Here is a 12,717-nt window from a genome sequence, read left to right on the forward strand (position 1 = left end):
CTCTCAGGCCACCAGATCCTTCGCCCGGACGTCGGTTCCCTTCCGGGTGCCGAGGACGCTGAGGCCGAGCTGGGCGGGGTCCAGGAGGTTCTGGGCGACGCGCAGGAGGTCGTCGGGGGTGACGGCGGCGATCTCGGCCACCTGCTCGTCCAGGGTCTGGAGGCGGCCCTGCTGGATGGCCTGATTGGCGAGGCTGAACATGCGGCTGCTGCTGCTCTCCTGGCTGAAGACCAGGCCGGTGCGGGCCTGGAGCTGGGCGCGCTCCAACTCGTCGGGCGCCACGCCGGTGGCGCGGATCCGCGCGCACTCGGCCATGGTGCGGGACACCAGCTCGCGCAATTGCGCCGGAGCGCAGCTGGCGCTGATCTGCAGGGCGCCCGTGTCGGCGTAGGGGCTGAGGTAGCTGCCCACCTGGTAGCACAGGCCGCGGCGCTCCCGCAGCTCCATGAACAGCCGGGAGGCCATCCCCCCGCCCAGGACGTGGCTGAGGAGGTGCGCCGCAGCGCGATCCGGAGAACGGTGGCCGGGGCCCGGGAAGCCCATGACGAGGTTGGCCTGCTGGAGGTCCTTGCGGGGGACGTTGGACAGGAAGGGCCGGGTGCGGATGGGAAGGGACGATTCCCGCGCGGCTCCCTGCGGCAGGCGATCGAGGATCGGCGCCAGGAGGGCAAGGAAGCCCTGGGGATCGACGGCGCCGGCGGCGGTGATCACGAGGTTGGGCGCGCGGTAGGTGTGATCGAAGAAGGTCCGGACCTCCGCGGGACCGTAGCCGGCCACCTGGTCGCGGCGGCCGAGGATGGGATGGGCCAGCGGCGTCCCTTCCCAGAACGCGCCGTAGAACAGCTCGCTCACCCAGTCGTCCGGCTGGTCCTCGCTCTGGGCGATCTCCTCCAGGATCACGCCGCGTTCCCGCGCCAGCTCGTCGGCATCGAACCGGGGCGAGGTCACCAGTTCACCGAGCAGGTGGACCAGATCCGGGAGCTGATCCGACAGCACCTTCCCGTAGAAGCAGGCCACCTCTTTGCCGGTGAAGGCGTCCACGTGGCCGCCGAGCCGATCCGTGGCCGCCGCCAGCTCGTCCGGCGTGGGGAAGGATTCGGTGCCCTTGAAGACCGTGTGCTCCAGGAAGTGCGCCAGCCCTTCCTCTGCCGGCCCCTCGTGCCGCGAGCCCCGCCGCACCCAGAACCCCACCGCGCAGCTCCGCACGTGGGGGAGCGGTTCGATCAGGATTTCAGTGCCCGCGGGGGTGACGGTACGGAAGGGTTCGGCCATCCCTCCAGTTTACCGGCGGGGGCCAGAAGGCCCTGCACATGAAAAATGGAACACCGATGGACACCGATAAAGCTGATGAACACCGATTAAGAGAATCCTTTCCTAAGGACTGGAGAATTTCAGCCAGGAAAACATGAAACCGCAGATGTCGCCGATGACACAGATGGACGCCGACGCACATCCATCACAGCCCTGATTTTCAATCTGGGGAACCTGAGGATCCCGAGCCGTTTCTGCGCCATCGGCGACATCTGCGGTTTCAGCTCTTCATCTTCCGTGCGCCGCGTTGAGCTTGGCCGATGCTCGGGAACCCCTTTTCGGTGTTCATCAGCTTTTATCGGCGTCCATCGGTGTTCCGCTTTCCCTTCTTCACCCTTCCCCCTCGCTCCCCGCCAGCCCCACGGGCGTGCGGTTCAGCTTCCAGCCCGCCAGGGCCCAACAGAGGGCGCCGAAGGCCAGGAGGGCCAGGAGGGAAAGCGCCGGATGGGTGGTCACCTGTTCCTGGGCCAGGAGCTGGGTGGCCCGGACTTCGGCCGCGCGGCTGCCGGCGAGGCTCTCGATGTGGTGCGTGAAAGTCAGGCGCTGGAGGAAGGGCGGGAAGATCCGCACCAGCGGCTCCCACAGGAAGAAGTAGAGCGCGCCCCACAGCGTGCCCCGCTTGAAGACGAGGCCCGCCAGGGTGAGGAGAGCCAGCTCGCCCCACCAGGCGGCCACGAGCGCCAGCATCCGGCCCGGCAGCAGCGCGGGATCGCCGCCGATCAGCTGGAGGCCGAGGGCGCCAAGCATCAGCCAGCCCGCGCCCCAGGCGAACCAGGGCAGACCCTTTCCCAGGGGGAGAGCCCAGGCGGGAGCGGGCCGCACCAGCAGCAGGGGAAGCGTGCGCTGCTCCAGGTCCTCCCGGATCCCAGCCGGAGCCGCCACCAGCGCCATGATGGGCAGCATCATCTTCACCAGCCCCTCGTGGAAGACCCGGATGGCCTCGCCGGGGCTGGCGTCCAGGCCCCGAAGCCGGACGATGGTGAAGATCAGGAGGCTGAGGCCGACGGGCGCCATCACCAGCGCCGCGAGGATCCACCCGCGCCCCTGGATCACCCGCGGCGCGTAGCCCCGGGCCGTGGCGCGGAGCGTCATCCAGGGGGAGGGAGCTGTGGCGTTCATGGGTTCCTCGGTCGATCGCAGGAAGGTGCCCACACGGAGGCCCGGAAGTGTTCACGCAGCGAGGAGCCCCGGGCCAGCATTAGGCGTGATCCTTCGTGAGGTACTGGAAGACGGCGTCCAGATTGAGGTCCAGAGGATCCAGCGCCCGGAGGGGAAGGTTCCCTTCGGCCGCGGCCTTCTGGAGGCGGGGAAGGATCCCGCGGGGCGACCGGACGGAGATCACCACGGCGCCTTCTTCCATGCGGAGGGCCGCCAGCTCCGGCTGCTCCACGGCCCAGCGGGCGAGGACCCCGGCGTCGCCCGTGAGGCGCAGCTCCACGGGATGGCGGTCCAGGAGCTGGCGGATCTCGGCGACGCTGCCCTCCGCCAGCAGACGGCCCCGGAACAGGAGCAGGATGCGGTCGGTGAGCTGGGCGATCTCTCCCAGAATGTGGCTGGAGACCAGGATCCGCGTGCCTTTGACAGCCAGTTCCCGGAGGAGGGCCATGAGCGTGAGCCGCGCCTCGGGATCGAGGCCGTTGAAGGGCTCGTCGAGGATGAGCAGGGCCGGATCGTGCAGCAGGGCCTGGGCCAGGCGGATCCGCTGGCGCATCCCCTTGGACATGCGGGTGAACGGCAGGTGGGCGCGATCCGCCATGCCGACGACGTCCAGGGCCTTCGCCGTTGCGGACTTCAGGCCCTCGCCCGAAAGTCCCGCCAGCTCGCCCATCATCCGCAGCCAACGGTCCGCGCGGAGGCCCGTGGGCAGCCGGTCGCCCTCCGGCACCAGCCCCACGCGCGCCAGCACCGCCGGATTGCGGAAAGGAGCCTCGCCGAACACTTTCACCGTGCCGCCCGACGGCGGGAGCAGGCCCGACAGCAGCTGGAGGAGGGAGGATTTCCCGGCGCCGTTGGGCCCCAGCAGACCGGTGATTCCGCCGCCGTCCGGCAGGTCGAAGGTGGTGGGGCTGAGGCCCAGGATGGGGCCGTAGCGGAGGGAGGCGCGGTCGAGGGAGATCACAGGACGGCCTCCGAGGGCAGGGTCCGCCGCGCGGCCACGGCCAGCCAGACCGTGATGTGGAGGGCCGTTCCGACCAGAGCGGGGATCCAGTCCACCAGCGGGTGGGCCACGCCCACCAGAAGCTGGGGCCACGCCTCCGCGAGGAGGATCGGATTGAGCCCCTGGACCGCGCGGAACCCCGTGAGGCCGTGGATCAGGGAGGTCAATGCGGTGGTTCCCAACACGAGGCCCAGCACCCAGCCCACGCCCGCCCGCGGGGTGCCCGCCATGCTGGAGGCCCCCACCGCCAGCGATCCCATCAGGAGCGAACTGATCCCCATCGCCGGCAGGAGGCGCAGCGGAACGCTGACCCACACGGGACCCGAAGTGCCCGCCAGGAGAAGCGACATCAGCCATGGCAGGATCGCGAAGGGCAGGAGGATGGCGAAGGGGAGGGCCGACGCGAACCCCACCTTCGCCAGGAGGTAGTCCTTCGGGCTGACGGGATGGGCGTACATCAGCGGCCGGACGCGGTAGAGCGTGTCCCGCGCCACCAGCCCGCCGCCCACCAGGGCCACCAGGAACCACAGCAGGTAGCTGGCGGGGTTCAGCAGGTCCGCCTGGAAGTCCGCGCCCTGGGTGAGCACCGTCTTGGCGAAGTCCTGCAGCGGCTGGAAGGAGCGGTTGGTGTGCAGCAGATGGTCCAGGTAGATCCGGGCCACCTTCCACAGCAGGATCATCAGGAACGCGAACCCGAAGAACCGCCCGATCCGCTGGCGCCACAGGCGCGCGAAATCGAAGCGGGCCAGGACCAGGGCCGGCGGATGGCCGTGGCGGAGGTCCGGCGCGGGCGGAAGGGTGGGCGCGTAGATCGGCATCTCAACCTTCCTATCGAAGCAAGTTCGCAGCGGGCTCCGCCTGATCCGAACGCAGGCCGGAGCCCCGGACAGCATCCCCGTGCAGCGCCCGCAGCAGCACCTCGTCCAGCCGGTCATGGCGGGGCGTCGCCTGGATCAGGGTGGCGCCGTGGGCCTCCGCCCAGCGGAAGGCGCCGGCGGGATCGGCCTCGGCCAGTTCCAGGTCGTAGAGCCCGTTCCGGGCTTCGAGAATGGCGCCCAGCTGGGCCAGGGAGGCCTCCTGCGCGGCGTCGAGGGGATCTAGGAAGCGCAGCTCCATCCGACGCGCCAGCGCCTTCCGCAGCCCGGCCATGGAGCCCGCCGCCTTGATCTGGCCCTGGTCGAGGATCACCAGCTGATCCGCCACGCGCTCCACGTCGCCCAGCAGGTGGGAGGCCAAGATGACGCCGGTGCCCAGCTCCGCGTGGACCCGCAGCACCAGATCGAGCATCCGGCGGCGACCGTCGGGGTCGAGGCCGTTGGTGGGCTCGTCCAGGAAGACCAGCTCGGGGCTGTGGACCAGCGCCTGGGCCAGCTTCACCCGCTGGCGCATGCCCGTGGAATAGCCGCTGACCGGGCGGTAGCGGGATTCGTCGAGCCCCACGAAGTACAGCACCTCGTGGGCGCGATCCCGGGCGGAGTCCGGCGCCAGGCCGCTCAGCTCCCCCCAGAAGGCCACCTGCTCGTAGGCCGAGGCGTCCTCGATCAGGGCGTCGTACTCGGGCATGTAGCCGATCCGGCCCCGCAGCTTCGCCGTCTCCGGGGCGCCCAGCGGCACGCCCAGGACGGCGCCGGAGCCGCGCGTGGGAACCAGCAGCCCCAGCAGGGCCTTCAGGAGGGTGGACTTCCCGGCGCCGTTGGGCCCCAGCAGGCCCACGATCCCCCGGTCCAGGGACAGCGTCAGGCCCTTCAGGGCGGGCGCCGCCGCGGCGGCGTAGCGCACTTCCAGATTCTCGAAGGCGATCAACGGGGCCTCCAGGCGGCGATCAGGGCATTCTGCACGGTCCTGGCGGCTACGGCGAGGGAAGAAGCGGGGCTTAGTGGCGGCGAGGCATTGGCCCCGGGGGACTTGCCCGGCCGGGAAAGATCCATCGGACAATGGCCCCATGAGTTTCGCCCATCTCCACCTGCACACCGAGCACTCGCTTCTCGACGGCCTCACGCGCATCCCGGACCTGGTGAAGAAGTGCCGCGCCACCGGCATGTCCTCCGTAGCCGTCACCGACCACGGGAACATGTTCGGAATGATGAAGCTCTTCGACGCCTGCGAGAAGACGAAGGACGCGGAGGGTAACTGGGCCGTGAAGCCCATCCTGGGCTGCGAAGTGTACGTGGCGCCGAAGACCCGCTTCGACAAGAAGCTGGAAGCGAAGAACACCACCGGCGAGGAGGGCCTTGAGGACTGCGTGGATCCCAGCGGCTCCCGGGACGCGGGCTACCACCTGGTGCTCCTGGCCAAGAACGCCACGGGCTTCGCCAACCTGTCGAAGCTCGTGTCCGTGGGCTTCACCGAGGGCTTCTACTACAAGCCGCGCATCGACAAGGACATCCTGCGCGAGCATAGCGAGGGGCTGATCGCCCTGTCCGCCTGCCTCGGCGGCGAAGTCCAGGCGCGGATCCTCCAGAACCGCCTGGACCAGGCGGAGCGCGTGGCCCGGGACTTCCGCGACCTCTTCGGCGAGGACTTCTACCTGGAGATCCAGGACCAGGGCTTCGACAAGGAGAAGGAGATCATCCCCTTCCAGCAGCAGCTGGCCGCGAAGCTGGGGATTCCGCTGGTGGCCACCAACGACGCCCACTACCTCAACCACGAGGACGCCGACCTGCACGACACGCTGCTGTGCATCGGCACCAAGACCACCAAGGCCAAGGAGCGGCGCATGCGCTTCTCCACGGACCAGTTCTTCGTGAAGACGCCCGAGGAGATGCGCGCGGTCTTCCCGGACCACCCCGAGTACCTGGAGCGCACCCTGGAGATCGCCGCCAAGGTGGACCTGTTCCCCATCACCCGGAAGCCCGTCACGCCGCGCTTTCCCGTGCCCGAGGGGCACGACCTGGACTCCTATTTCGTCCAGGTGGCCAAGGAGACCTTCGAGGCGCGGATGGCGGACTGCCGCCCCCTCTGGCAGGCGGGCGCGCTGAAGCACGCCGAGGAGAAGTACCGGGAGCGGCTGGCCTTCGAGCTGGACATGATCCTGAAGATGGGCTTCCCCGGCTACTTCCTGCTGGTGTGGGACTTCATCCGCAAGGCCCGGGAGATGGGCGTGCCCGTGGGGCCAGGCCGCGGTTCGGCGGCGGGCAGCATCGTGGCGTGGTCGATGATGATCACCGACATCGATCCCATGCAGTACGACCTGCTGTTCGAGCGGTTCCTCAACCCCGAGCGCATCTCCATGCCCGACGTGGACATCGACTTCTGCCGCGACGGCCGCCAGAAGGTCATCGACTACGTCACCGACAAGTACGGCCAGGACAAGGTGAGCAACATCGTCACCATCAACCAGCTCAAGACCAAGGCCGTCATCAAGGACGTGGCGCGGGTCTTCGAGAAGGACTTCGCCTTCGCCAACAACCTCACCAAGCTGGTGCCGCAGGAGCCCGGCAAGCCCATCACCGTGGGCGAGGCGCTGGAGAAGAGCGACAAGCTGCGCGAGCTGTACGACACCGATCCCGAGGTGAAGAACATCCTCGACATCTCCGCCAAGCTCGAAGGCCTGGCGCGCAACACCGGCGTCCACGCGGCGGGCGTGATCATCGCGCCGGACGAGCTGACCAAGTTCGCGCCACTGTCGAAGGACAAGGACAACAAGGTGATGGTGCAGTACACCATGGTCGAGGCCGAGCGCGCGGGCCTGCTGAAGATGGACTTTCTGGGCCTGGAGACGCTCACCCAGATCGCCAAGACCCAGGAGGTCATCGCGCGGCGCCACGGCCAGCCCAAGGACATGACGGCCATCCGCACTTTCGACGACCGGAAGACCTTCGAACTGTTCTCCGCGGGGGACACCGACGGCGTGTTCCAGTTCGAATCCGGCGGCATGAAACAGCTGCTCCGCCAGCTCGGGCCCGACCGCTTCGACGACCTCATCGCCCTCAACGCGCTGTTCCGCCCCGGGCCGCTGGGCGCGGGCATGGGCACCACCTACGTCGAGCGGCGCCACGGCCGCGAGCCCGTCACCTACCTCTTCCCCGACCTGGAGCCTATCCTGGCGCCCACCTACGGCGTGATCCTCTACCAGGAGCAGGTGATGCAGATCGCCAGCCTCGTGGCCGGGTACTCCCTGGGCGAGGCGGACATGCTGCGCCGCGCCATGGGCAAGAAGGACAAGGAGAAGATGGCCAAGGAGAAATCCAAGTTCATCGAGCGGGGCGCCTCGCGGGGCTACGAGAGGGCCAAGGTCGCCGAGATGTTCGACCTGATCGAGTACTTCGCCGGCTACGGCTTCAACAAGAGCCACAGCGCCGCCTACGCCATGGTGGCCTACGAGACCGCCTACCTGAAGGCCAACTACCCCGTGGAGTTCATGGCCGGCCTGCTGTCCACCAAGTCGGGCCGCACCGACGACGTGGCGAAGTACGTCCAGAACTGCCGGGAGCGCGGGATCGAAGTCCTGGGTCCCGACATCAATGAATCCGCGCTGGACTTCACCGCCACCGGCGACCTTCAGATCCGATTCGGATTCGCCGCGGTGAAGGGCCTGGGCGACGCGGCGCTCCAGGCGATCCTCGAGGCTCGCCGGACCGAAGGGCGCTTCAAGGACCTGTTCCACGCCCTGAAGAGCACCGACCTCCAGAAGGCCAACCGCAAGGTGTGGGAATGCCTGATCAAGGCCGGGGCCTTCGACAGCCTGGAGCCCAACCGCGCGGCGCTGATCCAGGGGCTGCCGGACGCCGTCTCCGCCGCCTCCCGCGGAAGCGACGACACGGGAATGACCAGCCTGTTCGACGACGCGGAACTGGCCACCCTCAGCGAGGACTGGCGGGTTCCCGAAGGCATCGAGCCCTGGGATCGCCGCACCCGCCTCGCCGCCGAGCGCGAAGTCCTGGGCCTGTTCGTCAGCGGCCATCCCCTGGAGGAATTCGCCGACGCCATCCAGGTCCACGCCCACGGCACCCTGGCGAAGGTCCTGGAGGACGCCACCGCGGGCCGCCTCCGCGACCGGAACGAAGTCACCCTCGGCGCCATGGTCTCCACCGTAGCCTTCAAGACCAACCAGAAGGGGGAACCCTGGGCCATCCTCCAGGTGGAGGATCTCACCGGCAAGATGGAGGTCCTGCTCATGGCCAGCAAGTGGGACCCCACCACGAAGAAGGCCACCCTGCGCCCCTTCGAGCGCTACCGCCACCTGGCCGTGGCCGAGGCCATGCTACGGATCACCGGGGAGCTGAAGATCGAGACGATCCAGGGCAACGGGAACGGCGGCGCGGAAGGGGAAGAGGAGGAGGAGCAGACCGTCGTGAAGGTCTTCGCCACCGCCCTCGAACCCCTCGAAGGCTTCCAGGGCCGGGGCTTCACCGGCGCCATCGTCCGGCTGCCCGCGGGGGAGTGCCCGCCGAAACTGGGATCCATCCTGGCGGACCACAAGGGCGAACTGCCCGTGACCTTCGAATACCGCTCCAAGGAGGGGCTGGTGGCCCGCGTCCGCGCCGGCCGGGACCTGCGCCTGAAGCACGACGCCGACCTCGCCGAGCGCCTGGCGAAGGAGACCGGCTGTTCCCTCTCCTGGACCTACTAGGCCGCGGATGATTCCTCTCAACCTCCTCCCAGGCTTCGCCCACTGGGGCGCCCGCCTGGACGAGTTGGCGGCCCGGCCGGAAGCGCTGTGGATCCACGGCCCGGCGGGAGGGGGCGCTTCCACCTTGGCCGCCGGCCTCGCGGAGCAGCGGCGCGGGACCTGGAAAGATGCGGAAACGGCCGCCGAGGGCACGGCGTGGCTGGCGGCCCATCGCGGCGGCATCGTGGCCGCGCGCGTTCCTCCGCCTCCGGGCGCCGCCTGCCTGGAGCTCCGCCTGCCCTCCGTGGAGGAGCATCCCGAGGCCATTCCCGCCCTCCTCCAGGCCCTGGCGGCGGAGGAGGGCCTGGACGGCCCGCTTCCTCCCGCCCTGGCCGCCCTGCCCTGCCCCGGCAACCTGCGGGAGCTGCGGAACCGGATCGTGCGCTGGAAGCTGCTGCGCCAGGCGCCGGAGGCCGCGCCGCCGGGGCCGCCCCGGTTCGAAGCCGAGGACCTGGCCACCAACCTCCACGACCTGGAGCGCTTCCTCCTCCACCGCGCCCTGCGCCGCGCCTACGGCAACCGGGTGGAAGCCGCGGCGCGGCTGGGCGTGAGCCGCCGCCAGCTCTACCTGCTCATCCGCCGCCACGGCGATCCCGTCCGCGGGGAACCGGGCGCGGGCGATTTGCCCCATCGGCTGCGGAAACGCCGCCCCGCGCAAAACTCCAGTCCCGGCCCCGAGGCCCGATAACGGGAGGAGCGGCTCTGGCGCCGCCCGGAAGCTCTGGTATGGCGACTCCTCTTCGGGTGCTGGTGGTGGATGACGATCCCGGGATGCGGGACGGCATGGCCATGAGCCTGAAGCGGTCCGGGTTCTTCACCGAGCAGGCCCGCGGCGGCGAGGAGGCCCTGCGGATGGTGCGCCCCGGCGCCTACGACGCCGTGGTGACGGACCTGCGGATGCCCGGGATGGACGGCCTGCAGCTCACGGCGCGGCTCAAGGCCGTGGATCCGGCCCTGCCCGTCCTGCTGATCACCGCCTTCGGCAGCCTCGACACCGCCCGGGAGGCCATGCGGCTGGGGGCCTTCGACTTCCTGTCCAAGCCTTTCAGCCCCGAGGAGCTCACCTCCGCCCTCGCCAAGGCGCTGAAATCCGACACCCGCCTGAAGGCCGAGGAACCCTCCGAAGCGCCCGTGATCCTCACGCAGGATCCGGTGCTCGGCGAAACCCTGGCCCTGGCCCGCCGCGCCGCGGACAGCCGCGCCACCATCCTGATCCAGGCCGAGAGCGGCACCGGCAAGGAACTGCTCGCCAAGCTGATCCACGGCGCCAGTCCCCGCCGCAGCGGCCCCTTCGTGGCGATCAACTGCGCCGCCATTCCCGAGAACCTGCTGGAATCCGAGCTGTTCGGCTACGAGAAGGGCGCGTTCACCGGCGCCACGGGCATGAAGCCCGGCCGGTTCGAGCAGGCGGACGGCGGCACCCTCGTTCTCGACGAAGTGGGCGAGCTGCCGCTGGGCCTCCAGGGCAAGCTGCTGCGCGCGCTCCAGGAGCGCACCGTGGACCGCCTCGGCGGCAGCCGGCCGATCCCGGTGGACGTGCGGCTCATCGCCCTCACCAACCGCGACCTCCAGACGGAGGTGAAGGCCGGGCGCTTCCGCGAGGACCTCTACTACCGCCTGAACGTGATCCCCCTGGACCTGCCGCCCCTCCGCGACCGGCCGGGCGACCTGAACCTGCTGGCCTCCCACTTCGCCGAGCGCTACGCCCGGGAGAACGAGCGCGCGGTGCCCGAGCTGGTGCCCAGCTTCTTCGCGGCCCTGGCGCGGCATCCCTGGGCCGGCAACATCCGCGAGCTGGAGAACGTCATCCAGCGCTGCGTGGTCCTGAGCCAGGGGCGCCGCCTCAGCCAGCAGGACCTCCGCTGGCTCCTTCCTTCCGACGCCTTCGAGGGCCTGCCGGAGGATCCCCCCGAGACCGCCGCGCCCGAAGCCTGGACGCCCGCGCCTTCCCTCCCGTCCCGTCGGGATCAGCCCCGCGAAGCGCCCTCCGCTTCTCCGGCCGCGGCCGGCGCCGCCGTAGCGGATCCGACCAAGCCGCTGGTGGGCGTGGCCCTCGGCACCCCCGTCGTCCTGCCCCTGGGGCTGAGCCTGCCGGAGTTGGAGCGCTTCTGGCTGCTGTCCACCCTCAGCGCCCTCAAGGGCAACCGCACCCACGCCGCGGAGCAGCTCGACATCGCCCTGCGCACGGTCCGGAACAAGATCAACGAGTACAAGGCCGACGGATTCGAGATCCCGCCCAGCCAGCGGGGGCGGGACGACGAGTGAGCCGAGAATCATTCGGAACTAAAACAAAGAAGCGTTTACCACCAAGACACCAAGGGCACTAAGAAGGGCATGAAGCTTTGATTCTTGGTGTCTTGGTGGTGAGTTCTTGTCCCTTTGATTACTACGGCTTCCTCGCCTCTCCGGACTTGAGCCTCAGTCCCGGCGGGACGGTGGTGGCGCCCGTCTCGTGGCGGTAGAAGGCGGCGGTGATCTCGGCGCCGAGCAGGAGGATGGCGCAGCTGTAGTAGAGGAACGTCAGGCCGGCGACGATGCTGAGCAGCGAGCCGTACATGATGCCCCACGTGAAGGTGTGGCGCAGGTAGACGCCGAAGCCCCACTTGGCGAGCCACCACAGCGCCGTGGAGATGACCGCGCCCAGGAGGGCGTGGCGGAACTTCACGTGCAGCCGGGGGAGGTGCTGGAGGACCGCGGTGATCACCACCAGGCCCAGGAGGGGCGCGAGGTAGGGGATGAAGTCCGTCTGCCGCACGGGCATGAAGCGGCGCAGGGCTCCGCCGAGCAGCACGGCGAGGAAGAGGACCATGGTGAGCAGCCCCACCACCAGGAACGCCACCTGGCGGAGCAGGTGGTTCTTGCGGGTCTGGCGGTGCTTCTTGACCCGCAGCCCGAAGACGTGGGCGAGGGTGGTGTCCAGTTGGCTGATGCCCCAGTAGCTGCCGAACAGCAGCACGCCCCACGACAGGCCCATCCCGCCGATCTTCTGGCTGTTGGCCAGGGCGTCCACCACAAACTCGCGCGGGAGATACGGGACGATCTCCTGGAGGGTGCGCAGGGTGGAGGGGCCGTAGGCGCGGCCTCCCAGGACGGCGCCCAGGAGCTTGAACAGCAGCGTCGAGAGCGGCACCAGGCTGACGATCAGCCAGAAGCTCAGTCCCGCGGCGTAGCTCAGGCAATCGTCCTTCTGGTACTTCCCCAGCACTTCCATCACGAAGGCCCCGGCGCGACCCAGCGGCGGCATCGCGCGGGCCACTTCGGCCCAGACCTCGGCGGCGCGTTCCCGGAGCCGGTCGCGGAGGGCCGCCCAGCGGCCCAGGAGCGCCTCCACCATCAGCGCCCCACCGGCAGGGGTCCGCTGTTCCGTGTCCCCGGCTCGGCGTTCATCCGTCTCCATCCGTGGTGAGAAGCGGCCGGGCTCAGAACCGGACCGGGTGGCGCGGCAGGAGGTACATCAGCCACGCCAGCGCCAGCCCGATTCCGACCAGCCCCGCGGCGTGCTTCAGGATCGACGCCCGGGTCCGCTCCGGCCGCGTGGTGGGATGGAGCAGCCCCAGGACGACGGCGATGCCGAGACCCATCACGAGGAAGTGGATGACGTGGCTGGAGAGAAAGCGCATGGGAAAAGGCTAGCAGC

General features: G+C 69.4%; 10 protein-coding genes. 3 read left to right on the top strand and 7 right to left on the bottom strand.

Annotation, left to right across the window (positions count from 1 at the left end; all coding sequences use genetic code 11):
- Positions 1-3: 3 nt before the first annotated feature.
- The 5 genes from RAH39_RS11270 to RAH39_RS11290 form a co-directional block, all read right to left on the bottom strand.
- Entirely contained in the window at positions 4-1,272 is a 1,269-nt protein-coding gene (locus tag RAH39_RS11270) for a M16 family metallopeptidase (protein WP_306590199.1), read from the bottom strand.
- Between the two features lie 369 nt (positions 1,273-1,641).
- A complete protein-coding gene (locus RAH39_RS11275; protein ID WP_306590200.1) occupies positions 1,642-2,430 on the bottom strand; it encodes a hypothetical protein in 789 nt (262 codons plus the stop codon).
- A 79-nt stretch (positions 2,431-2,509) separates the two neighbouring features.
- On the bottom strand, positions 2,510-3,430 hold the full coding sequence (locus RAH39_RS11280; protein ID WP_306590201.1) for an ABC transporter ATP-binding protein: 921 nt from the start codon (positions 3,428-3,430) through the stop codon (positions 2,510-2,512).
- Positions 3,427-4,287: a hypothetical protein gene (locus tag RAH39_RS11285; protein ID WP_306590202.1), complete on the bottom strand. Its 861-nt coding sequence runs from the start codon at positions 4,285-4,287 to the stop codon at positions 3,427-3,429. The genes RAH39_RS11280 and RAH39_RS11285 overlap by 4 nt, the downstream gene beginning before the upstream one ends.
- 10 nt (positions 4,288-4,297) lie before the next feature.
- Positions 4,298-5,272 carry an ABC transporter ATP-binding protein gene (locus RAH39_RS11290; protein ID WP_306590203.1) on the bottom strand — a complete coding sequence of 325 codons (975 nt, stop codon included), beginning with the start codon at positions 5,270-5,272 and terminating at the stop codon, positions 4,298-4,300.
- Between the two features lie 139 nt (positions 5,273-5,411).
- On the opposite strand from RAH39_RS11290, the gene dnaE reads away from it, so the two are divergent.
- The 3 genes from dnaE to RAH39_RS11305 are packed head-to-tail and all read left to right on the top strand — an operon-like array spanning position 5,412 to position 11,345.
- Positions 5,412-9,041, top strand: a complete 3,630-nt coding sequence (dnaE, locus tag RAH39_RS11295; protein ID WP_306590204.1) for a DNA polymerase III subunit alpha — start codon at positions 5,412-5,414, stop codon at positions 9,039-9,041.
- Between the two features lie 7 nt (positions 9,042-9,048).
- Entirely contained in the window at positions 9,049-9,768 is a 720-nt protein-coding gene (locus RAH39_RS11300; RefSeq protein ID WP_306590205.1) for a helix-turn-helix domain-containing protein, read from the top strand.
- Positions 9,769-9,806: 38 nt separating this feature from the next.
- Complete coding sequence (locus RAH39_RS11305) at positions 9,807-11,345, top strand: sigma-54-dependent transcriptional regulator (RefSeq protein ID WP_306590206.1); 1,539 nt, start codon at positions 9,807-9,809, stop codon at positions 11,343-11,345.
- Positions 11,346-11,466: 121 nt separating this feature from the next.
- On the opposite strand, the gene RAH39_RS11310 is transcribed toward RAH39_RS11305, so the two are convergent.
- Positions 11,467-12,414 carry a YihY/virulence factor BrkB family protein gene (locus tag RAH39_RS11310; RefSeq protein ID WP_306590207.1) on the bottom strand — a complete coding sequence of 316 codons (948 nt, stop codon included), beginning with the start codon at positions 12,412-12,414 and terminating at the stop codon, positions 11,467-11,469.
- Positions 12,415-12,499: 85 nt separating this feature from the next.
- On the bottom strand, positions 12,500-12,700 hold the full coding sequence (locus RAH39_RS11315) for a hypothetical protein (protein ID WP_306590208.1): 201 nt from the start codon (positions 12,698-12,700) through the stop codon (positions 12,500-12,502).
- Positions 12,701-12,717: the final 17 nt, after the last annotated feature.

The organism is Geothrix sp. 21YS21S-4 (genome assembly GCF_030845995.1).
Classification (GTDB): Bacteria; Acidobacteriota; Holophagae; order Holophagales; family Holophagaceae; genus Geothrix.